Here is a 19,834-nt window from a genome sequence, read left to right on the forward strand (position 1 = left end):
CCGTCAACGTCACCGACGGCGAATCCCCGTCCAGTAACCCGGCGGATTCACCGCCCCGAAAGCCGAACACCGCCTGGTTGGGATCCCCGGCGATCAACACCGACTCCGCGCCCGCCGCGAGCACCCGGACCAGCCGGGCCGCCTGCGGGTCGAGCTGCTGGGCGTCGTCGACCAGCAATACCCGCACCCGGCCCCGCTCGGCGGCCAGCAGCTCGGGATCGACGGCGAAGGCCTCCAGGGCGGCGCCCACCAGTTCGGCGGCCCCCAGCGCCGGCGCCGTCGCCTGGGGCGCCGCGGTACCGACCGCCGCCCGCAGCAGCATCACCTGCTCGTACTGGCGCGCGAACCGGCCGGCGGCGGTCCATTCCGGACGCCGGCAGCGACGGCCCAGCCGCTCCAGGTCCTGCGGGTCCACGCCCCGTTCGGCGCAGCGTGCCAACATGTTTCGCAGTTCGGTGGCGAAGCCCGCGGTGGCCAGCGCGGGTTGCAGATGTGGGGGCCACGCCACCGCCGCGCGCGAGCCGTCCTCGAGGTCACCCGCCAGCAGCTCCCGGATGATGGCGTCCTGTTCGGCGCTGGTGACCAGCCGCGGCGGTGCATCGCCTGCGCGCTCGGCGGCCCGGCGCAGCACCGCGTACGCGTAGCCGTGCACAGTGCGGATCAGCGGCTCGCGCACGGCGGCGCGGCCGGGCCCCGCCGAGCGCGGCCGCAGCAACGCCGTCGTCAACGCACTGCGCGCCCGCATCCCCAGGCGGCCTGAACCGGTAAGCAGCAGAACCGATTCCGGGTCCAAGCCGGCGTCGATCCGGGCGACCGCGGCCTCGATGAGCAGGCTGCTCTTGCCGGTGCCGGGCCCGCCCAGCACCCGGACCGGCCCACGCCAGCCGGGCGCCAGCAGGGCAAGCGCCTCGGGGTCCCAGGTGAACGACATGGCTGCATGCAATCACCAGGGTCTGACAAGTCGGCCCGGCCCGCGCCGCCGCGGGCCCCTAGGCTGGAGGCCGCGAACAGCCCGACGAACGGTGAGGAGGTAGACATCGTGACGGACGTCTTTCCCAGCGACGAAGCGCCCGAAGGTGACGCCGCGGAACAACTGCAACCGGTCGACGCCGACGACGACGCCGGCTTGGACACCGAATATCTGACCGTGGCCGATCGCGAGGCGAACGAGGCCGACGTCATCGAGCAGGCCTACATCGTGCCCACCGAGGACGAGTGGGAAGACGGACACTGAGCCGCCCGCCCGCGAGCGGCCGTGGCGGCGGCTGGCACGATCGACGCGTGACCGCTGATCTCCACGTGCACCGCTACGGCCCCGCGGGCCCGGTGCGGGTGCTCGCGCTGCACGGGTTGACCGGCCACGGGCAGCGCTGGCAGCAGCTGGCCGGCCTGCTGCCCGAAATCACCTTCGCCGCACCGGATCTGATCGGCCACGGCAGGTCGACCTGGGCGGCGCCGTGGACCATCGACGCCAACGTGGCGGCGATGGCCGCGCTGCTCGACGACGGGGCCGAGGCGCCGGTGCTGGTGGTGGGACACTCCTTCGGGGGCGGCCTCGCCATGCAGCTGGCCGCGGCACGACCGGACCTGGTGGCCTCGCTGTTGCTGCTCGACCCGGCGGTCGGGCTCGACGGCGAGTGGATGCGCCAGATCGCGGACGCGATGCTGGCCTCGCCCGACTACCCCGACGCCGAGGAAGCGCGCCTGGAAAAGGTGCACGGCTCCTGGTCGGACGTCGACCCGGCGCTGCTGGGCGCCGAGATCGACGAGCACCTGATCGCGCTGCCCGGTGGTCGGTACGGCTGGCGCGTCAGCCTGCCGGCGATGATGTCGTACTGGAGCGAACTGGCCCGCGACATCGTGTTCCCGCCGGCCGGAACGCCGACGATCCTGGTGCGCGCGAAGCGCACCTCGCCGCCCTATGTCGGCGACCGCCTGATCACCGGCCTGCAGGAACGGCTGGGATCCGATTTCCGGCTGCTGGATTTCGACTGCAACCACATGGTCCCCTACGCCGCGCCGGACGAAGTCGCCGCGCTGACGCGCGAGTTGCTCGAGACCCACTGATCGTGGCGCCGGTGACCGAGGAGCAGGTCGAGCGGGTCCGCGCGCTGGTCGCCGCGATCCCGTCCGGCCGCGTCGCCACCTACGGCGACATCGCCGACGTGGCAGGCCTTTCCAGCCCGCGCATCGTCGGTTGGATCATGCGGACCGACTCCTCGGACCTGCCCTGGCACCGGGTGATCACCGCCTCCGGGCGCCCCGCACGCCACCTGACCACCCGGCAACTCGAGCTGCTGCGCGCCGAAGGGGTGCTGGCCACGGACGGCAAGATCCCGTTGCGCGAAGTCCGCTACGACTTCGGACGCTAGAGGATCAGCCGGACCAGCGCCGCGGTGCGGGCCAGGCCCGGGAAGGCCTCAGCGGTCGACCGTGGGTGCAGCGCATGGACGGCCAGCCGAAACATCAAGGCGCGCAACAACATCTGCGGCCACTCCGGCAACGCGTTCCAGCGTTCGATGAGTCCGTCGTCGGCCTCGCCCCAGGACAGGGCGTCGACGACGACGACGCCGGCCGCCCACGACGCGGGCCGCCAGTAGGGGGTGATGTCGGTGATCCCCGGGGCGGCGGTGCCGACGAAAAGCACTGTGCCGTAAAGGTCTCCGTGCACCAGCTGGTTCGGGCTCTTGGTCGGCCGGCGCAGGGTGGCCAGCTGGTTGATCAGTTCCACCGAGCGCTCGGCGTCGGCCGTCGGCGGGGCGGTCCGCGCGCCCGGGGGCACCGAGGCCAACGGCCGTTCCTCCCAGGCGGCGCGGTCGGCGGCGATGAAGATGTCCACGTCGCCCCACGGCGCGGTGGGGCCCTGGGTGAGGAACCGGGGGCGTTCCAGTTTGCCGGTCGCCTCGTGCAGGCGCACCGCAGCCGACACCACCTCGTCGTGCCGCGGTTCGGGCGTGCCGGCGACGAAGGTGTCCGCCCGCCATCCCGAAACCACGTACCGCCCGTCCGTCGAGCGGACCGGGCGGGCCAGCCGGACACCGTCGACGAACAACGTTTCGCGCACCCGGGCCGACCAAGCCGCCCGGGCGTGGTCGGCCACCAGCGACAGGACGACCTCGCCGCAGCGCCAGCCGCCTTCCCAGCTCGCCCCCAGATAGACGGGCTTGACACCGGTCAAACCAAACGCCGCCAGCACGTGCTCCGGCGGTGGCTCGACATTCACACGGGTAGCCTAGACGAGGCCACCTGCCCTATCGGGTCAGTACATCACCATGTCGGGTTGCATCTGCCGCGCCCACGCCACGATGCCCCCCTGCAGATGCACCGCATCGGAGAATCCGGCCTTGCGCACCGCCGCCAGCGCCTCGGCCGAGCGCACCCCGGTCTTGCAGTACAGCACCGGCATGCGGTCGTGCGGCAGCTTTGCCAGGCCCTCGCCGGAATCGATCGACGACTGCGGGATCAGCTGGGCGCCGTCGATGTGGTTGATCTCCCACTCGACGGGCTCGCGGACGTCGATCAGGGCCAACTTGGCGCCGGAGTCCAGCAACGCGCGCAACTCTTGCGGCGTGATCGCCGACCCGCCGGCGGTGACGTCCGCGGGCGCCGCGCCGCAGAACTCCTCGTAGTCGGCGAGCCCGGTGATCGCGGGCGCCGTCGGGTCCTTGCGGATCTTGATGGTGCGGTAGGACATTTCGAGCGCGTCGTAGAGCATCAGCCGGCCCAGCAGCGATTCGCCGATGCCGGTGATGAGTTTGATCGCCTCGGTGCCCATCACCGACGCGACGGAGGCGCAGACGACGCCCAGCACGCCGCCTTCGGCGCACGACGGCACGGTGCCCGGTGGCGGCGGTTCCGGGTAGAGGTCGCGGTAGTTGAGACCCCGCCCGCCCGGGGCGTCCTCCCAGAACACCGAGACCTGGCCCTCGAACCGGTAGATCGAGCCCCACACATACGGCTTGCCCGCCAGCACGGCGGCGTCGTTGACCAGGTAGCGGGTGGCGAAGTTGTCGGTGCCGTCCACGATCAGGTCGTATTGCCCGAACAGGTCGACGGCGTTGCCGGGATCCAGCCGGAATTCGTGCAGCCGCACCCGGACCAACGGGTTGATCGCGGCGATCGACTCGCGCGCCGACTGGGCCTTGGGCCGTCCGACGTCGGCCACGCCGTGGATGACCTGGCGCTGCAGGTTGGACTCGTCGACGACGTCGAAGTCGACGATGCCGATCGTCCCGACCCCGGCCGCGGCCAGGTACAGCAGCGCCGGAGCGCCGAGCCCGCCGGCGCCGATCACCAGCACGCGAGCGTTCTTGAGCCGCTTCTGCCCGTCGACGCCCAGGCCCGGAATGATCAGGTGGCGGCTGTAGCGGGCCACCTCATCGCGGGTCAGCTCGCCCGCCGGCGCCACGAGTGGCGGCAACGATGTGGACACCCCACTTCTCCTCAATCGCTTGTCTTCATCCATCACAGCAGCCGCGCGTGACGCCGGCAAACAACTGCACGACCCGATGCACGCCGACGCCGGGCTAGGCGATCGGGAACGGCCAGGGGTTGAACCGGCAGGTCTTGCCGTCGGCCTTGACGAAATCCGGGTCGAACTTGGCGGCATCGTCGTTCGACGTGGAGAACGTCTGCTGCATCATCACCGGCGCCAACGCGCCCTGCTGCTCGCACGGCTCGTGGCGCACGTACCCGATCGCGTGGCCGACCTCGTGGTTGATCACGTATTGGCGGTAGGAGCCGATGTCACCCTCGAACGGGACGGCTCCGCGCACCCAGCGCGCCTCGTTGATGAAGACTCGCGACTGCCGGTCCTTGCCGTAGGACGGGTTGTAGCACGAGGTTTCCAAACGGAATTCGTAGCCGCAGCCCTCGCGGACCGTCACCGGCGACACCAGCGAGATCCGAAAATCGGGGTTGCCGTTGTCGATCCGGATGAACGCGAATTGCGGGTTGTGGGTCCAGCCCTTGGGATTGGCCAACGTCTGATCGACCATCTGCGCAAAAGCGTTGTCGCCGCCGAACATCGTGGGGTCGATGCCGTCCTCCACCTCGACGGTGTACCGAAACACCTTCACGGTGCCCTGGCCGATCTGCGGAGTGGTGCCGGGCACCACGTGCCACGTCTTCTCCCCCGCCTCGGTGAACGGGCCGCCGTCCGGCAGCGTCCCGGCCGGCAGATTCGCGTCGAACGCGGCGAGCCCGCGCGGCGGCGCGTCGATGATCGAGGTGCCCACCGCGCCGATCTCCTGCGGACTCTGGATGGGCTGATTGGCCATTGGCTTGGTCGCGGCGGTGCCGGTCATCGTCTGGTAGACGACGACCGCGGTGAGCACCGTCAACGCGGGCAGCGCGTACGCGCGCCAGCCGTAGGTGGAGACGAACCGGCCCAGCCAGGTCTGTTTGCGCCACTGACGCGGCCGCTCCCGGTCGGCCCGGGTCCGTCCGCCGTCGCGGGCGATCGGGTCACGCAGGGCGCGAAGGGGTTCCCGCCACTCGTCCCGCAGCACCGGGACGCGACCGGTGCCGCGCGAGGGCCGCTGGGAAGTCATTTCCCCAGGATTACACAGTCGGCACCGGCACCGTCCTTGGCGCGCCCGAATGCACGGCCCGACACCACTTTCTGCCAGCGACGACGGCCGCGACGACGACTACCCCGACGGCTCGGGTAGTAATGTCTCTCGCAACGAGCCGCGCGCGGCTGGCCCCTGGTGCCGGCGGCCGGTTGCCAACGCATTAGATGAGGACTCGATGAGCGAACTCGCCAAACCCACGGCGCGGCGCGCCGTGAAGTCGGCCGACCGCAGTCGGGCCGGCGACGGCATTGCGGCTTCGGGCCGGCGCGGCAACCGGTTGCCCCGCGATGAGCGTCGCGGTCAGTTGCTCATCGTCGCCAGCGACGTCTTCGTCGACCGCGGCTACCACGCCGCCGGCATGGACGAGATCGCCGACCGTGCAGGCGTTAGCAAACCCGTTCTGTATCAACACTTTTCGAGCAAGCTCGAACTGTACTTGGCCGTGCTGGCCCGGCACGTGGAGAACCTCGTCTCTGGTGTGCAGCAGGCGTTGAACGCCACCACCGACAACCGCAGGCGGTTGCACGCGGCGGTCCAGGCGTTCTTCGACTTCATCGAGCACGACAGCCAGGGTTACCGGCTCATCTTCGAAAACGACTACGTCACCGAACCGGAGGTGGCCGCGCAGGTGCGGGTCGCCACGGAATCGTGCATCGACGCGGTGTTCGCCTTGATCAGCGAGGATTCGGGCCTCGACCCGCACCGAGCCCGGATGATCGCCGTCGGCCTGGTCGGCATCAGCGTCGACTGCGCCCGGTACTGGCTCGACTCCGACCGCCCGATCTCGAAGGCGGACGCCGTCGAGGGCACCGTGCAGTTCGCCTGGGGCGGGCTATCCCACGTGCCCCTTACTCGCCTTTAGCGCCCTTGCCGGGGAGTTTGGTGACCTCGGCGCCGATGCCGAAGCCGACCCGGCGGCCGTCCGCGGGACCGATCTCGACGTAGGCGATCTTGCTGGTGTGCACCAGGAAGCGTCGTCCCCGCTCGTCGTTCAGCCTCAGCAGGCCCGCTCCCTCGCTCAGCGCGGCGCTGACCAGCTCTTCGACTTCGGCGGGCGTCTGCGCGCTGGCGATGACCAGCTCGCGCGGACTGTCCGTGATACCGATCTTGACCTCCACGGTCACCCCTTCCGTAGGCAGTGAAGTCGACAGACCTGTCAGCTGAAGGCTAGTGGACGGGGCGGACCCGCATCCGCGACAGCCCCCACCGCGGGGTTCGCGCTGAGCGAAACGATGGTCGCGAGCGGGTAACGATTCGCTTGCAGCTGGGTCCAGAGCCGGGTTCGAAGGCCGATCCGTGTTTTCACATCGCTAACTTCGGCAACATGGGTACCACACTGGCCGACCTCGACAGGGTGCACGATTACCCCGAGGACGAGACCGACGAGCTCTACGGCGCCGACGCCTACCCCGAGGGTGACTACACCTGGACCGGCTGGCCCACCGAGCTGCGCTGGCGTCCCGTCACGGCGATCATCGGCGCGGTGGTGGCCGTCGGCGCGATCGCTACCGCCGTCATCATCAACAGCGGTGACAGCGCCTCCACCAAGGCCACCGTGGCGCCGGCCCCCCAACCGGTGACGTCCGCGCCCGCCACGACGAAGAGCTCCGTCCCGCCCAGCGCGCAGCCAGGCCCCTCGAGCACACCGCTGCCGCCCGAGACGGTCACCACTGTGACCACGCCCAGCGCCGCGCCGACCCTCGCCCCGACCGGGACGCCCACCGCCGCGCCGCCCCTGACCCTGACGCCGCCGCCCGCGGCGCTTAACCCGCGCACCGTCGTCTACAGCGTGACCGGCACCAAGCAACTCCTGGACCTCGTCAACATCGTCTACACCGATGGCAGCGGCGCGTCCCAGACCGAGTTCAACGTGTCGCTGCCGTGGACCAAAGCGGTGATCCTCAATCCCGGCGTCCAGACCCCGTCGGTGGTCGCCACCAGCTTCTACGGCCGGCTGAACTGCTCGATCGTCAACGCCGCCGGGCAACTGGTGGCCGCGTCGAGCACCAACTCCAGCCTGGCGACCTGCGCTCGCTGAGTTTGATGGCGTGACCCGCAGCGCCCGGCCGCGCCGCGCTTGCGATCACGGCTGAGTCCGATGGCCGTGACCCGCAGCGCCCGGCCGCGCCGCGCTTGCGATCACGGCTGAGTCCGATGGCCGTGACCCGCAGCGCGCGCTCGCGCCGCGCTTGCGATCACGGCTGGGTCCGATGGCCGTGACCCGCAGCGCGCGGCGACGCCGCGCTTGCGATCACGGCTGAGCGTCAGCTCAGGCCCAGCTCGTGCATCCGCCGGTCGTGCGTCTGCTGCAACCGGTCGAAGAACGCGTTGAGCTGGCCCAGGCCGCCGGCGCCCGACATCACCAGGTCGACCAGCTCGTCGTGGTCGGCCAGCAGGTACTGGGCCTGCGTGAGCGCCTCACCGAACAGCCGCCGTGACCACAGCGCCAGCCGGCTGCGCTGCTTGCCGCTGGCCGTCACCGCGGCGCGCACCTCGGCGACGACGAACTGCGAGTGCCCGGTCTCCGACAGCGCCGCCCGCACCACGTCGGCGATCTCGTCGGGCAGCCCGTCGGCGATCTCCAGGTACAGGTCGGCGGCCAGGGCGTCGCCGACGTAGGTCTTCACCAACGCCTCGAGCCAGGTGCTGGGCATCGTCAACCGGTGGTAATTCTCCAGCGCCGAGACGTACTTCGACATCGCCGGCACGACGTCGACGCCCCGGCGCTCCAGGGCGTCGCGCAACAGTTCGTAGTGCTGCATCTCGGCGGCGGCCATGCTCGCCATCGAGATCCGTCCGCGCAGGTCAGGCGCCATCCGCGCCTCGTCGGTGAGCCGGTAGAACGCGGCGATCTCGCCGTATGCCAGGACCGCGAACAACTCGTTGACGCCGGGGTGATCGGCCGACAGCCGCGGGGTAGGCGAATCGTCCGCCCGGGCGGCGTCCAGGTCGGCTTCCGAGGGCTCGCAAGAGGGCCGGGTCATGGCAACACTGTAGTCGGCGGACCCGGCGCAAAACGGGAGCCAGCTGTCGACCAGCTATCATGTAGGTAGATGGCGGCTGTATTTCTTCCAGAAGCCGCTATCGGCGAAATGTGCGTGCACAGCAGGCCCGCCCAAATTTGAGCGTGGGCCCGCGACTCGGCGACGTATTCGGAGTCGGAACTCGTGCGCGCGTGACCGCGAGAACACCGACACAACCGGATATGTCACCGAAAGGCTTACTACCCACGCATGAGCGCACTCAACAGCACAACTGAATTGACTTTTGCCCACCTCGGCGTCCGCGACGAAATCGTCCGCGCCCTCTCGGAAAAGGGCATCGAGCGCCCGTTCGCGATCCAAGAGCTGACCCTGCCGCTGGCGCTCGCCGGCGATGACCTGATCGGCCAGGCCCGCACCGGCATGGGCAAGACCTTCGCGTTCGGCGTGCCGCTGCTGCAGCGCATCACCGCCGGCGCCGACGCCCGTCCGCTCAACGGCACCCCGCGGGCCCTGATCGTGGTGCCGACCCGCGAGCTGTGCCTGCAGGTCCACGGCGACCTCGCCGGCGCGGCCCAGTACCTCAAGGCCGAGGGCGACCGCCCGCTGAGCGTCGTGTCGATTTACGGCGGCCGGCCCTACGAGCCGCAGATCGAGTCGCTGCGCGCCGGCGCCGACGTCGTGGTGGGCACCCCCGGCCGGCTGCTGGACCTCAGCCAGCAGGGCCACCTGCAGCTGGGCGGGCTGTCCGTCCTGGTGCTCGACGAGGCCGACGAGATGCTCGACCTGGGCTTCCTGCCCGACATCGAGCGCATCCTGCGCCAGATCCCCGTCGAGCGGCAAGCCATGCTGTTCTCGGCGACCATGCCGGACCCGATCATCACGCTGGCCCGCACCTTCATGAACCAGCCCACGCACATCCGCGCGGAGGCGCCGCATTCGGCGGCCACCCACGACACCACCGAGCAGTTCGTCTACCGCGCGCACGCGCTGGACAAGGTCGAGCTGGTCAGCCGGGTGCTGCAGGCTGAGGGCCGCGGCGCGACGATGGTCTTCACCCGCACCAAGCGCACCGCGCAGAAGGTTGCCGACGAGCTCGCCGAACGGGGCTTCAAGGTCGGCGCCGTGCACGGCGACCTGGGTCAGATCGCCCGCGAGAAGGCGCTGAAGGCCTTCCGCACCGGCGACATCGACGTGCTGGTGGCCACCGACGTCGCCGCCCGCGGCATCGACATCGACGACGTCACCCACGTCATCAACTACCAGATCCCCGAGGACGAGCAGGCCTACGTGCACCGCATCGGCCGCACCGGCCGCGCCGGCAAGACCGGTGTAGCGGTCACGCTGGTGGACTGGGACGAGCTGCCCCGCTGGTCGATGATCGACAAGGCGCTGGGGCTGGACTGCCCGGAACCCGCCGAGACGTACTCGAGCTCACCGCACCTCTACGAGGAGCTGGGCATCCCGGCGGGGGCGAGCGGCACCGTCGGCACACCGAAGAAGTCGCAGGGCCAACGCCGCAGCAGCGAGCGCGACGGCCAGAAGGCGGAGCGGACCGGGCGTGCCCGTTCCGGCGCGCCGCGGCGGCGCACCCGCGGCGGCCAGCCCGTCACCGGACATCCGAACGGAAACGCCGCGACCGCCGTCGGAACCACCGGCGAAGCCGCCGCGGAGGGGTCCGCCAAGTCCGGGACCAGCCGTCGCCGCCGGCGGCGCCGCAAGCCCGCCGAAGCCGGCGCGCACGCCAACTGAGCCGCGCGCCCCGAGGAGATGGTCAGACCCGAACGCCGGACCAAGGGCGATGTCCTGGCCGCCGTCGCCATCGCGGTCGTCGTCGCCGCCGTCGCGTCGCTGATCTGGTGGACCAGCGACGCCCGGGCCACCATCAGCCGGCCGGCCGCCGTTCCCGCGCCTAACCAGAACCCGGCGCGACAGGTGCCGGCCACGCTCAAGGAGCTGTGGACCGCGGCCAGTCCGGCCACCACCGCACCCGTGGCGGTCGGCGGGACGGTCATCACCGGCGACGGCCGCCGAGTCGACGGGCGCGACCCCGCCTCGGGCCAGTCCCTGTGGAGCTACCAGCGCGACACCGAGCTGTGCGGGGTGTCCTGGGTCTATCACTTCGCCGTCGCCGTTTACCGGGACGACCGCGGGTGCGGTCAGGTGAGCACGCTCGACGGGTCCACGGGTCGCCGCGGGCCCGCCCGTAGCGGCTACGCCGACCCGCGCGTGCAGCTGTCCTCCGACGGCACCACCGTGTTGTCGACCGGCGACACCCGGCTGGAGCTCTGGCGCTCCGACATGGTCCGCATGGTGGCCTACGGCGAGACCGACGCCCGGGTGAAACCCTCTGCGCGCGGCCTGCATTCCGGCTGCAAGCTGGTGTCCGCGGCGGCGAGCTCGTCGGCGGTGTCGGTGCTGGAAAGCTGCGTCAACGAGGCCGACCTGCGGCTGGTGCTGCTGCGGCCGGGCAAGGACGACGACGAACCGCAGCAACGCATCGTGGCCGAACCCGGTGTCAGGGCGGACTCCGGCGCCCGGGTGCTCACGGTGTGGGAGAACAACACCGCGGTGTACCTGCCCTCGCCGCGGCCTCGGGTGGACGTGATCGACGAAACCGGCACCACCGTGTCGAGCAATCTGTTGCCCAAACCAGCGTCGGGCCCCGGGGCGGTGTCGCACGCGGGCAGCCTGATCACTTGGTGGACGGGCGATTCCGTCATGGTCTTCGAGACCGGCAACCTGACGCTGCGCTACACCATCGCCGCGGGCGACACGACCGCGCCGTTGGGGCCGGGCGCGATGATGGCCGGCCGGCTGCTGGTCCCGGTCACCGGCGCGATCGGCGTGTACGACCCGGTCAGCGGCGCCAGCGAGCGCTTCATCCCGGTGAACCGGCCGCCCGGCGCACCCGGGCGGGCGGTGGTCCCGGCCGTCGCGGGACCCCGGGTGTTCGAGCAGCGCGGCGACACCGTGGTGGCCCTCGGCTGAGTTTGCATTGCGCGTGCGCTCAGGGAGGCGACACGCCGATGAGCCGCGCCATAGGCGCACCCTCAAAGCCGCAGCCGCACAAGCGAATCCGCTACACCTCGACGGCGAACGTCGGCAGCGGCTTGCCCGTCTTCCAGTGTTTGAGCAGCGCCTTCGCCAGCTCGCCGTAAGCCGACGAGCCCTTGTTCTTGCGGCCGGACATCACCGACGAGCCCGACGCGCTGGCCTCGGCGAACCGGACCGTGCGCGGGATCGGCGGCGCCAGCACCGGCATGTTGTAGCGGTCGGCGACGTCCACCAGCACGTCGCGGGTGTGGGTCGTCCGCGAGTCGTACAGCGTCGGCAACGCGCCCAGCAGCCGCAGCTCCGGGTTGGTGATCTGCTGGACGTCGGCGACCGTGCGTAGGAACTGGCCGACGCCGCGGTGCGCCAGCGTCTCGCACTGCAGCGGCACGATCACCTCGTCGGCGGCCGTCAGTCCGTTGAGGGTGAGCACGCCCAGCGACGGCGGGCAGTCGATGATGACGACGTCGAAGTCGTCGGAGAGCTTGGCCAGCGCGCGCTTGAGCGCGTATTCGCGGCCGGCCCGCATCAACAGCATCGCCTCGGCGCCCGCCAGGTCGATGTTGGCCGGCAGCAGCGTCATGCCTTCCATGGTCGTGACGAGCGCGGCGTTCGGTTCGACCTCACCGAGCAGCACCTCGTGCACCGACACCGGGAGCTTGTCCGGATCCTGGCCCAGCGAGAACGTCAAGCAGCCCTGCGGATCCAGGTCGACCAGGAGCACGCGCTGACCCTCGTCCACCATCGCCGCCCCGAGCGAGGCAACCGTCGTCGTCTTGGCTACGCCGCCCTTCTGGTTGGCCACCGCCAATACCCGGGTCTTACTCACCAGCGCCCGCCCCTCCTTGTTGCCACGGTCACAGTGCCCATCCTGGCATGTTCGATCGTCGCGCGCTGCGGCCGACGGGCTCGGGGTGTCGTCCGGCAGAATCAGTCGATATGGGCGTGCACAACCACCGACTTGTCCTGCTCCGTCACGGCGAGACCGAATGGTCGAAATCCGGCCGGCACACCAGTCGGACCGACCTCGAGCTCACCGACACCGGCCGCGTCCAGGCAGAGCTCGCCGGCCGCGTCCTGCGCGAACTCAACCTCACCGACCCGCTGGTGGTCAGCAGCCCGCGCATCCGGGCCCTGACCACCGCCAAGTTGGCCGGCCTCACGGTCGACGAGGTCTCTCCCCTGCTCGCGGAATGGGATTACGGATCCTATGAGGGGTTGACCACCCCGCAGATCCAGGAATCGGTGCCCAACTGGCTGGTCTGGACGCACGGATGCCCCGGCGGCGAGAGCGTGCAGCAGGTGAGCGACCGCGCCGACAAGGCCGTCGCATTCGCGTTGGAGCACATGGACTCGCGCGACGTGGTGTTCGTGGGGCACAGCCACTTCTCGCGTTCGGTCATCACGCGCTGGGTGGAGCTCCCGCTCGTCGAGGGCAGCCGCTTCTGGATGCTGGCCGGCTCGCTCGCCGTGTGCGGCTTCGAGCACGGCGTGCGGCAGCTCGCCGCGCTCGGCCTGACCGCCCAGCCGCAGGCGATCAAACCCGGGTGAGCACCCACCCGCCGTTCGCGCTGTGCGGACCGAGGCAAACCCTGCTCGCCGAGGGGGTGCGCGAGCGCTACCGCGACGTGGCGGCGGCGCAGGACGCCTTGCGGTCCGGGACGGCGCCAATAGTGTTGGGCGCGTTGCCGTTTGACGTGGCCCGGCCCGCGGCGCTGCTGGCACCCGAGGCCGTGCGCCGCACCGACGGCCCGCCGGGCTGGCCCACGGGCCCGCTGCCGCCGGTGCGCGTCGCCGCGGCCGACCCGCCGCCGGACGACTACCGCCGCCGCATCGTGCAGGCTCGCGATCAGCTCACCGCGCCCGACAGCCCGCTGAGCAAGGTGGTGCTCTCCCGCGCGCTGCGACTGGTCGCCGACGCCCCCCTGGACGCGCGCGTCATCCTGCGCCGGCTCATCGCCGCGGATCCCGCCGCCTACGGCTATCTGGTCGACCTGACCGCCGCCGGCGACGACTACGCCGGGGCGGCGCTGGTGGGCGCCAGCCCCGAACTGCTGGTGGCGCGCTCCGGGGACCGGGTCACCTGCCGGCCGTTCGCCGGGTCGGCCCCCCGCGCGGCCGACCCGGAAGTCGACGCGGCCAACGGCGCCGCACTGGCCGCTTCGGCCAAGGACCGGCACGAACACCAGCTGGTGATCGAGACGATCCGGGCCGCCCTCGAGCCGCTGTGCGACGAGCTGACGATCGCCGCCGAGCCCGAGTTGAGCCGCACCGCGGCGGTGTGGCATCTGTGCACGCCGGTCAGCGGCCGGCTGCGCGACAGCGCAACCAGCGCAATCGATTTGGCCCTGGCGTTGCATCCAACCCCCGCGGTCGGCGGGGTGCCGACCAAGGCCGCGGTCGAGCTGATCGCCGAGCTGGAAGGCGACCGCGGGTTCTACGCGGGGGCGGTGGGCTGGTGCGACGCCCGGGGTGACGGCCGCTGGGTGGTCGCGATCCGCTGCGCGCAGCTGGCGGCGGACCGTCGCAGCGCGCTGGCCCGCTCCGGGGGCGGCATCGTCGCCGAATCCGACCCCGACGAGGAAGTCGCGGAGACCACGACGAAATTCGCCACGATCCTCAACGCGATGGACGTCGAGCGATGAACATTCGCCGCGCCGCGCCCGAGGACGCCGCCGCCATCACCGCAATGATTCACGCGCTAGCCGAATTCGAAAATGCCGCGGACCAATGCACGGTCACCGAAAAACAGATTGCCGCAGCGCTTTTCGGTGCCAGCCCGACGCTGCACGGGCACGTCGCGGAAGCCGACGGCGAAATCGCCGCGATGGCGCTGTGGTTCCTCAACTTCTCCACCTGGGACGGCGTGGCGGGCATCTACCTCGAAGACCTGTTCGTGCGGCCGGGTTTTCGCCGCCGCGGCCTGGCCCGCGCACTGCTGGCGGCGCTGGCGGCCGAATGCCTCGAGAAGGGCTACACGCGGTTGTCGTGGGCGGTGCTGAATTGGAACGCCGACGCGATCACGCTGTACGACGGCGTCGGCGGTCAACCGCAGCGCGAGTGGACCACCTATCGGGTCTCGGGCCCCCGGTTGGCCGAGCTGGCCGAGTCGCGCTGATCGCCGCCGCCCGCCCAGCGCACGCCGGCGGGGCTGAAAAGCAGCCCCAGCACGGCCAGCGCCGCGATCCCCGCGGGAATCCCGAAACCGGGCCGGTGCGAGTCGACCGTCAGGTACCACGCCACGGGCAGCAGCAGCAGCTGGGTGATCACGGCCAGCCCGCGCCCCCAGCGCTTGCCGAGGATCAGCGCGCGACCGGCGGCCAGCACCACCGCCCCGACCAGGACGAAGAACACCGCCGTGCCCAGGCCGTTGACCACCCGCTGGTCGGCCCCCGCGACGCCCCGCACCACCAGCACCGCCGCCATGACCAGCGCGGCCACCCCCTGCACCGCCACGAGCAGCCCGGCGCCGCGCACAGCGGCCGGGGCGGCCCCGGGGTTGCGGCGGAAGACGGTCACCCGCGTCAGCGTAGTCACCCCACCGGCGGGGGAGTTCCCCACAGCGTGGCCTTAAGGCGCCCGCATAAGCTCGTGCTTCATGCGCGCCGTGCTGATCGTGAACCCGACCGCCACCTCCACGACCCCGGCCGGTCGCGACCTGCTGGCGCACGCGCTCAAGAGCCGCCTGCAGCTCACCGTCGAACACACCCACCACCGCGGTCACGGCACCGAACTCGCGGAGAAGGCCGTCGCGGACGGCGTCGACCTGGTCGTCGTGCACGGCGGGGACGGCACGGTCAGCGGGGTGGTCAACGGCCTCCTCGGCCGTCCGGGCTCGGCGTCGGGGCCCACCGGCCCGGTGCCGGCGGTCGCGGTGGTTCCCGGGGGTTCGGCGAACGTGCTGGCGCGCTCGCTGGGGATTTCACGGGACCCGGTGGCCGCGACCAACCAGCTCATCCAGTTGATCGACGACTACCGCCGCCACCGCAGCTGGCGCCGCATCGGGCTGATCGACTGCGGTGAGCGGTGGGCGGTCTTCAACACCGGGATGGGCGTCGACGCGGAGGTGGTCGCGGCGGTCGAGGCCGAACGCGACAAGGGCGGCAAGGTCACGGCGTGGCGCTACATCCGCGCGGCGGTGCCCGCCGTGTGGGGCTACACGCGGCGCGAGCCGATGCTGCAGCTCGAATTGCCCGGCCGCGAACCCATTCCGGGGGTGAGCTTCGTGTTCGTCTCCAACTCCAGCCCCTGGACGTTCGCCAACGACCGGCCGGTATGGACCAATCCCGGCTGCACCTTCGAGTCGGGGCTGGGAGTGTTCGCGCCGAAGAGCATGAAAACGATCCCGACCCTGCGCATCGTGCGGCAGATGTTCGCCAAACGGCCCAAGTTCGCGTTCGACCACCTCATCACCGAGGACGACGTGCCCTGTTTGCGGGTGACCTCGGCCGGCGGCCCGGTGGCCTGCCAGTTCGACGGGGATTACCTCGGCGTGCGGGAAAGCATGACGTTCCGGGCGGTCCCGGACGCGCTGGCCGTGGTCGCACCGCCGCGAAAAAACCACTCTGAGCTGCGGTAACGAAGCGCCCAGGGGTCAGGCGGCGAATTTTTTCTGCGAGATCGGCCAGTCAGTGTAGTACAACGGAGTAATGGCCCGGCTACGGAACGGTCAAAGTGAGATTGCCCACGAGGTAACGCACGCTATTGACTTCTGTTGGGCCTGTGAAACGATCGAAAGGTTGCATGCAGAAATTTAGATAGGGGTACGGACCCTTTTCTTGTGCACGCGTTAACAGCCGAAGAAATTGGCCGTGCGCCTTGCTGCGCACTCAGTGAGGAGTAACAACTTATGGATTGGCGCCACAAGGCGGTCTGTCGCGACGAAGACCCGGAGCTGTTCTTCCCGGTAGGGAACAGCGGCCCGGCGCTCGCGCAGATCGCTGACGCGAAACTGGTCTGCAATCGGTGCCCGGTGACCACAGACTGCCTTTCCTGGGCCCTGAACACCGGCCAGGACTCGGGCGTCTGGGGCGGGATGAGCGAAGACGAGCGGCGCGCACTCAAGCGTCGCAACGCCCGGACGAAGGCCCGTAGCGGAGTCTGACTCGGTTTAGACCACACAGCGCGGCCTCGACGAAAGTCGGGGCCGCGCTGTTGTGTCGGTCGCAGACCTACAGGACCAATCGTGTTCGCCGGCCGATCGGCACCCGCAACACCACATCGGTGCCGCGCGACGGCGCTTGGCGCATGCCCAGCGTGCCGTCCAGCTCGGCCGACACCAACGTCCGCACGATCTGCAGGCCCAGGCTGTCGGACGTCTCCAGGCTGAAGCCTTCCGGCAAACCGCGGCCGTCGTCGTGCACGACGACGTCGAGCCAGCGCGCCGAACGCTCGGCGCGGATGGTCACCGAGCCCTCTTCGGCGGCGGGGTCGAAGGCGTGCTCGATCGCGTTCTGGACCAGCTCGGTGATCACCATGATCAGGGCGGTCGCGCGGTCGGAGTCCAGCACGCCCAGGTCACCGACCCGGTTGATCCGGATCGGCCGGTCGACCGACGCCACGTCGTTCATGATCGGCAGGATCCGGTCGATGACCTCGTCGAGGTTGACCTGCTCGTCCACCGACATCGACAGCGCGTCGTGCACCAACGCGATCGACGAGACCCGGCGCACCGACTCGATCAGGGCCTCCCGGCCTTCGGCGTTGGCCGTCCGTCGGGCCTGCAGCCGCAGCAGCGCCGCGACCGTCTGCAGGTTGTTCTTGACCCGGTGGTGGATCTCGCGGATCGTGGCGTCCTTGGAGATCAGCGCCCGGTCGCGGCGCTTCACCTCGGTGACGTCGCGGATCAGCACCGCGGCGCCGGCGCTGGCGCCGTCGACGACCAGCGGCAGCGTCCGCAACAGCACCGTGGCGCCGCCGGCGTCCACTTCCATCCGCATGCTGCGCCCGCCGGCCAGCAGGTCGAGCACGTGCTCGGCCAGTTCCTGCGCCTCGAACGGGTCGGAGACCAGCGGCCGCGTCACCTTGACCAGGTTGCGGCCCTCCAGGTCGGTGGTCAGACCCATCCGGTGGTAGGCCGAGACCGCGTTAGGGCTGGCGTAGGCGACGACGCCGTTGACGTCCAATCGGATGAAGCCGTCGCCGGCCCGCGGCGTGGAGCGCGACATCACCACGTCGCCCACGTCGGGGAAGGTGCCCTCGGCGAGCATGGCGACCAGGTCCCGGGCGCAGTCCCGGTAGGCGGTCTCCAGCTGGCCGGCCGCGCGGTCGGCCGCGGTCTGATGCCGGGTGAGCACGGCCACCACCCGATCGCCGTACCGCACCGGGGACGCCTCGACGTGCGGGCCGGGCAGCCACGAATCCCCTTGCGGCGCTTCGCCATCGCGCTGCGCGAGCCCGGAGTCGAAGGTCTCGGCGACGAGCGCCAGCCGGTCGGCGGCGACGACGCTGCCCACCGAGTCGGTCAGCAGCACCGTGGGCGCGGTGTTCGGCCGGCACTGCGCCACGCACACCAACATGCCGTCGTCGCGGCGCACCCACATCAGATAGTCGGCGAACGACAGGTCCGCCAGCAGCTGCCACTCGCCGACCACCGCGTGCAGGTGATCCACGGCGTTGCCGGGCAACACGGTGTGTTCGGCAAGCAGGTCACCGAGAGTCGACATCGCTCACTCCCCGGGCCATTCCCCGGCAGCGGACAAGAAGGGCTCCAACGGCTAGCTGATCACGGCTATCAGGTCGCCCGCCTGAATGACATCGCCCACCGAGACGCTCACCTTGCTGACCGTGCCGTCGACCTCAGCCAGGACCGGGATCTCCATCTTCATCGACTCCAGCAGCACCACGACGTCGCCTTTGCCGATCTGGTCACCCTCGTTGACTACGACTTCGAGCACGCTGGCCACGATCTCGGCGCGCACATCCTCGGCCATCTTCACCCCACTCGTTTCGGCCATTGCGCAGGCTGGCTGCTGGTCCATCTAGCTTCCGTCAGGCTCGGTGTATATCGAACCACAGGCCCCCGGCCCACCGCGGCGCACGGCCCCCCGACAGGCCGTGCGAGAATGTGAGGCAAGCTAACGGGCGCCGGGCGCCCGGTTCTGATCAATCAACGGAGGTTTTCCGAAATGGCCAAACGGGGCCGGAAGAAGCGCGACCGCAAGCACAGCAAGGCCAACCACGGCAAGCGGCCCAACGCCTGAGGACCGCTACTGCGTCTCCCGGATGATGGTGGTCCGGCGGATCTCCAGCCGTAACCGCTCGCGCAGGCCCTCGGGGGCCTTCTCACCTTTGCACTTGGTCGCGATCAGCGCCTTGATCCGCTCCTCGAGGCCGTAGTGCTTGAAGCAGCCGGGGCACGCCTCGAGGTGGCGGCGCAGCTGGTCCCGGGACTCGGGCGTGCATTCGCCGTCGAGCAGGAGCCAGACCTGGCGGATCACCTCGGCGCAGCCGACGGCGCCGTGGGCGTCGTCGTTGGGGCAGGTGCCGTCGGTGGACGACTCGCTCATGACGACACCTCCTCGTGCGCCTGGTGGCCGCGGTTGAAGCCCCGCTCCTTGGCCACGTCAGCCAACAGGGAACGCAGTTGACGCCTGCCGCGGTGCAGCCGTGACATTACCGTCCCGATGGGCGTATCCATGATCTCGGCGATTTCCTTATACGGGAATCCCTCGACGTCGGCGTAGTAGACGGCCATCCGGAATTCCTCCGGCAAGGCCTGCAGAGCTTCCTTGATCTCGTTATCCGGCAGCGCCTCCAGCGCCTCGACCTCGGCCGAGCGCAGCCCGGTGGACGAGTGCTCCGCGTTGGACGCCAGCTGCCAGTCGGTGATCTCCTCGGTCGGGTACTCGGCCGGCTGGCGCTGCCGCTTGCGGTAGCTGTTGATGTAGGTGTTGGTCAGGATCCGATACAGCCAGGCCTTGAGGTTGGTGCCGGCCCGGAACGAGCGGAAGCCCGCGTAGGCCTTCACCATCGTCTCTTGCAGCAGATCTTCGGCGTCGGCGGGATTGCGGGTCATGCGCAGGGCGCCGCCGTAAAGCTGGTCCAGCAGCGGAATCGCGTCGCGCTCGAAACGCGCCATCAGCTCCGCGTCCGTCTCCTGTGGGCCCGGCTCGGCAATCTCCTGTGCGGTCGCGCCGTCGCTGTCGGCCATGTCGATTACCCCGGTCCCTTCTGCTGCGGTGTCACCGGACAGCACCGGAAGCGCCACCGGGCCTGCCAGAA

25 protein-coding genes are annotated in these 19,834 nt (G+C 70.3%); 13 read left to right on the forward strand and 12 right to left on the reverse strand.

Translation table 11 applies throughout. The features are described from left to right. On the reverse strand, window positions 1-931 hold a 931-nt coding region (locus A5681_RS00015), incomplete at its 3' end, for a UvrD-helicase domain-containing protein (protein ID WP_156737775.1). Window positions 932-1,039: 108 nt separating this feature from the next. Here A5681_RS00015 and A5681_RS00020 point away from each other — a divergent pair. Genes A5681_RS00020 through A5681_RS00030 form a run of 3 tightly spaced genes read left to right on the forward strand, consistent with a single transcriptional unit; the run spans window position 1,040 to window position 2,372 of the window. Then, window positions 1,040-1,234 carry a hypothetical protein gene (locus A5681_RS00020; RefSeq protein WP_067268383.1) on the forward strand — a complete coding sequence of 65 codons (195 nt, stop codon included), beginning with the start codon at window positions 1,040-1,042 and terminating at the stop codon, window positions 1,232-1,234. 47 nt (window positions 1,235-1,281) lie between these two features. Next, window positions 1,282-2,067, forward strand: a complete 786-nt coding sequence (locus A5681_RS00025; protein ID WP_067268387.1) for an alpha/beta fold hydrolase — start codon at window positions 1,282-1,284, stop codon at window positions 2,065-2,067. A 2-nt stretch (window positions 2,068-2,069) separates the two neighbouring features. After that, on the forward strand, window positions 2,070-2,372 hold the full coding sequence (locus A5681_RS00030) for an MGMT family protein (protein ID WP_067268390.1): 303 nt from the start codon (window positions 2,070-2,072) through the stop codon (window positions 2,370-2,372). Here A5681_RS00030 and A5681_RS00035 read toward each other — a convergent pair. From A5681_RS00035 to A5681_RS00045, 3 genes are all read right to left on the reverse strand, one after another. Next, on the reverse strand, window positions 2,369-3,223 hold the full coding sequence (locus tag A5681_RS00035; RefSeq protein ID WP_067268399.1) for a TIGR02569 family protein: 855 nt from the start codon (window positions 3,221-3,223) through the stop codon (window positions 2,369-2,371). The two genes, A5681_RS00030 and A5681_RS00035, sit on opposite strands and share 4 nt — an antisense overlap. A 36-nt stretch (window positions 3,224-3,259) precedes the next feature. After that, entirely contained in the window at window positions 3,260-4,432 is a 1,173-nt protein-coding gene (gene moeZ / locus A5681_RS00040; RefSeq protein ID WP_067268400.1) for an adenylyltransferase/sulfurtransferase MoeZ, read from the reverse strand. 94 nt (window positions 4,433-4,526) lie between these two features. Beyond that, the gene (locus A5681_RS00045; RefSeq protein WP_067268402.1) at window positions 4,527-5,552 is read right to left on the reverse strand and encodes a DUF3152 domain-containing protein; all 1,026 of its coding nucleotides are present in this window, start codon (window positions 5,550-5,552) and stop codon (window positions 4,527-4,529) included. 199 nt (window positions 5,553-5,751) lie between these two features. Here A5681_RS00045 and A5681_RS00050 point away from each other — a divergent pair, with 199 nt between their 5' ends. Then, a complete protein-coding gene (locus A5681_RS00050; protein WP_067268404.1) occupies window positions 5,752-6,438 on the forward strand; it encodes a TetR/AcrR family transcriptional regulator in 687 nt (228 codons plus the stop codon). On the opposite strand, the gene A5681_RS00055 is transcribed toward A5681_RS00050, so the two are convergent. Continuing rightward, a complete protein-coding gene (locus A5681_RS00055) occupies window positions 6,425-6,694 on the reverse strand; it encodes a DUF3107 domain-containing protein (RefSeq protein WP_067268527.1) in 270 nt (89 codons plus the stop codon). The genes A5681_RS00050 and A5681_RS00055 overlap by 14 nt on opposite strands. 206 nt (window positions 6,695-6,900) lie before the next feature. On the opposite strand from A5681_RS00055, the gene A5681_RS00060 reads away from it, so the two are divergent. After that, window positions 6,901-7,614: an MmpS family transport accessory protein gene (locus A5681_RS00060; RefSeq protein ID WP_067268530.1), complete on the forward strand. Its 714-nt coding sequence runs from the start codon at window positions 6,901-6,903 to the stop codon at window positions 7,612-7,614. A gap of 226 nt (window positions 7,615-7,840) precedes the next feature. Here A5681_RS00060 and A5681_RS00065 read toward each other — a convergent pair whose 3' ends face one another. Continuing rightward, window positions 7,841-8,560, reverse strand: a complete 720-nt coding sequence (locus A5681_RS00065) for a ferritin-like fold-containing protein (protein WP_067268405.1) — start codon at window positions 8,558-8,560, stop codon at window positions 7,841-7,843. A gap of 249 nt (window positions 8,561-8,809) precedes the next feature. Between A5681_RS00065 and A5681_RS00070 the strand changes: the two genes are divergently transcribed. Continuing rightward, window positions 8,810-10,309, forward strand: coding sequence for a DEAD/DEAH box helicase (locus A5681_RS00070; protein ID WP_067268407.1), 1,500 nt, complete (start codon window positions 8,810-8,812; stop codon window positions 10,307-10,309). Between the two features lie 18 nt (window positions 10,310-10,327). Further along, window positions 10,328-11,548, forward strand: coding sequence for a hypothetical protein (locus tag A5681_RS00075; RefSeq protein ID WP_067268410.1), 1,221 nt, complete (start codon window positions 10,328-10,330; stop codon window positions 11,546-11,548). 91 nt (window positions 11,549-11,639) lie between these two features. Here the strand turns inward: A5681_RS00075 and A5681_RS00080 are convergent, their stop codons facing one another. Beyond that, complete coding sequence (locus A5681_RS00080; protein WP_067268412.1) at window positions 11,640-12,440, reverse strand: ParA family protein; 801 nt, start codon at window positions 12,438-12,440, stop codon at window positions 11,640-11,642. A gap of 110 nt (window positions 12,441-12,550) precedes the next feature. On the opposite strand from A5681_RS00080, the gene A5681_RS00085 reads away from it, so the two are divergent. The 3 genes from A5681_RS00085 to A5681_RS00095 are packed head-to-tail and all read left to right on the forward strand — an operon-like array spanning window position 12,551 to window position 14,729. Continuing rightward, window positions 12,551-13,162, forward strand: a complete 612-nt coding sequence (locus A5681_RS00085) for an acid phosphatase (protein ID WP_067268414.1) — start codon at window positions 12,551-12,553, stop codon at window positions 13,160-13,162. Next, window positions 13,159-14,256 (forward strand): isochorismate synthase, encoded by a 1,098-nt coding sequence (locus A5681_RS00090; RefSeq protein WP_067268416.1) that lies wholly within the window; start codon window positions 13,159-13,161, stop codon window positions 14,254-14,256. The genes A5681_RS00085 and A5681_RS00090 overlap by 4 nt, the downstream gene beginning before the upstream one ends. Beyond that, entirely contained in the window at window positions 14,253-14,729 is a 477-nt protein-coding gene (locus A5681_RS00095) for a GNAT family N-acetyltransferase (protein WP_067268418.1), read from the forward strand. The genes A5681_RS00090 and A5681_RS00095 overlap by 4 nt, the downstream gene beginning before the upstream one ends. Here A5681_RS00095 and A5681_RS00100 read toward each other — a convergent pair. After that, a complete protein-coding gene (locus A5681_RS00100; protein ID WP_156737776.1) occupies window positions 14,681-15,130 on the reverse strand; it encodes a hypothetical protein in 450 nt (149 codons plus the stop codon). The two genes, A5681_RS00095 and A5681_RS00100, sit on opposite strands and share 49 nt — an antisense overlap. A 79-nt stretch (window positions 15,131-15,209) precedes the next feature. On the opposite strand from A5681_RS00100, the gene A5681_RS00105 reads away from it, so the two are divergent. Both A5681_RS00105 and whiB1 read left to right on the forward strand, forming a co-directional pair. Beyond that, window positions 15,210-16,190, forward strand: coding sequence for a diacylglycerol/lipid kinase family protein (locus A5681_RS00105; protein WP_067268420.1), 981 nt, complete (start codon window positions 15,210-15,212; stop codon window positions 16,188-16,190). Between the two features lie 270 nt (window positions 16,191-16,460). Next, window positions 16,461-16,715, forward strand: a complete 255-nt coding sequence (gene whiB1, locus A5681_RS00110; RefSeq protein ID WP_007168139.1) for a transcriptional regulator WhiB1 — start codon at window positions 16,461-16,463, stop codon at window positions 16,713-16,715. Between the two features lie 67 nt (window positions 16,716-16,782). Here whiB1 and A5681_RS00115 read toward each other — a convergent pair whose 3' ends face one another. Both A5681_RS00115 and A5681_RS00120 read right to left on the reverse strand, forming a co-directional pair. After that, complete coding sequence (locus A5681_RS00115; RefSeq protein ID WP_067268423.1) at window positions 16,783-18,276, reverse strand: sensor histidine kinase; 1,494 nt, start codon at window positions 18,274-18,276, stop codon at window positions 16,783-16,785. Between the two features lie 51 nt (window positions 18,277-18,327). Beyond that, the gene (locus tag A5681_RS00120) at window positions 18,328-18,543 is read right to left on the reverse strand and encodes a biotin/lipoyl-binding carrier protein (RefSeq protein WP_044512934.1); all 216 of its coding nucleotides are present in this window, start codon (window positions 18,541-18,543) and stop codon (window positions 18,328-18,330) included. Between the two features lie 195 nt (window positions 18,544-18,738). On the opposite strand from A5681_RS00120, the gene A5681_RS28090 reads away from it, so the two are divergent. Continuing rightward, window positions 18,739-18,813, forward strand: coding sequence for a 50S ribosomal protein bL37 (locus A5681_RS28090; protein WP_011728008.1), 75 nt, complete (start codon window positions 18,739-18,741; stop codon window positions 18,811-18,813). A gap of 6 nt (window positions 18,814-18,819) precedes the next feature. Here the strand turns inward: A5681_RS28090 and rsrA are convergent, their stop codons facing one another. Further along, complete coding sequence (gene rsrA, locus A5681_RS00125) at window positions 18,820-19,119, reverse strand: mycothiol system anti-sigma-R factor (protein WP_067268426.1); 300 nt, start codon at window positions 19,117-19,119, stop codon at window positions 18,820-18,822. Further along, on the reverse strand, window positions 19,116-19,763 hold the full coding sequence (locus A5681_RS00130; protein WP_197498463.1) for a sigma-70 family RNA polymerase sigma factor: 648 nt from the start codon (window positions 19,761-19,763) through the stop codon (window positions 19,116-19,118). The genes rsrA and A5681_RS00130 overlap by 4 nt, the downstream gene beginning before the upstream one ends. Window positions 19,764-19,834: the final 71 nt, after the last annotated feature.

It is taken from the genome of Mycobacterium scrofulaceum, from assembly GCF_001667885.1.
GTDB classification, from domain to species: domain Bacteria; phylum Actinomycetota; class Actinomycetes; order Mycobacteriales; family Mycobacteriaceae; genus Mycobacterium; species Mycobacterium scrofulaceum_C.

Excerpts from the sequence above, each read along its gene's own strand:
- A5681_RS00045 (WP_067268402.1), bottom strand. The coding sequence starts at position 5,552 with ATGACTTCCCAGCGGCCCTCGCGCGGCACCGGTCGCGTCCCGGTGCTG.
- rsrA (WP_067268426.1), bottom strand. The coding sequence starts at position 19,119 with ATGAGCGAGTCGTCCACCGACGGCACCTGCCCCAACGACGACGCCCAC.
- A5681_RS00050 (WP_067268404.1), top strand. The coding sequence starts at position 5,752 with ATGAGCGAACTCGCCAAACCCACGGCGCGGCGCGCCGTGAAGTCGGCC.
- A5681_RS00085 (WP_067268414.1), top strand. The coding sequence starts at position 12,551 with ATGGGCGTGCACAACCACCGACTTGTCCTGCTCCGTCACGGCGAGACC.
- A5681_RS00070 (WP_067268407.1), top strand. The coding sequence starts at position 8,810 with ATGAGCGCACTCAACAGCACAACTGAATTGACTTTTGCCCACCTCGGC.
- A5681_RS00130 (WP_197498463.1), bottom strand. The coding sequence starts at position 19,763 with ATGGCCGACAGCGACGGCGCGACCGCACAGGAGATTGCCGAGCCGGGC.
- A5681_RS00060 (WP_067268530.1), top strand. The coding sequence starts at position 6,901 with ATGGGTACCACACTGGCCGACCTCGACAGGGTGCACGATTACCCCGAG.
- whiB1 (WP_007168139.1), top strand. The coding sequence starts at position 16,461 with ATGGATTGGCGCCACAAGGCGGTCTGTCGCGACGAAGACCCGGAGCTG.
- A5681_RS00120 (WP_044512934.1), bottom strand. The coding sequence starts at position 18,543 with ATGGCCGAGGATGTGCGCGCCGAGATCGTGGCCAGCGTGCTCGAAGTC.
- A5681_RS00115 (WP_067268423.1), bottom strand. The coding sequence starts at position 18,276 with ATGTCGACTCTCGGTGACCTGCTTGCCGAACACACCGTGTTGCCCGGC.
- A5681_RS00065 (WP_067268405.1), bottom strand. The coding sequence starts at position 8,560 with ATGACCCGGCCCTCTTGCGAGCCCTCGGAAGCCGACCTGGACGCCGCC.
- A5681_RS00075 (WP_067268410.1), top strand. The coding sequence starts at position 10,328 with ATGGTCAGACCCGAACGCCGGACCAAGGGCGATGTCCTGGCCGCCGTC.
- A5681_RS00105 (WP_067268420.1), top strand. The coding sequence starts at position 15,210 with ATGCGCGCCGTGCTGATCGTGAACCCGACCGCCACCTCCACGACCCCG.
- A5681_RS00095 (WP_067268418.1), top strand. The coding sequence starts at position 14,253 with ATGAACATTCGCCGCGCCGCGCCCGAGGACGCCGCCGCCATCACCGCA.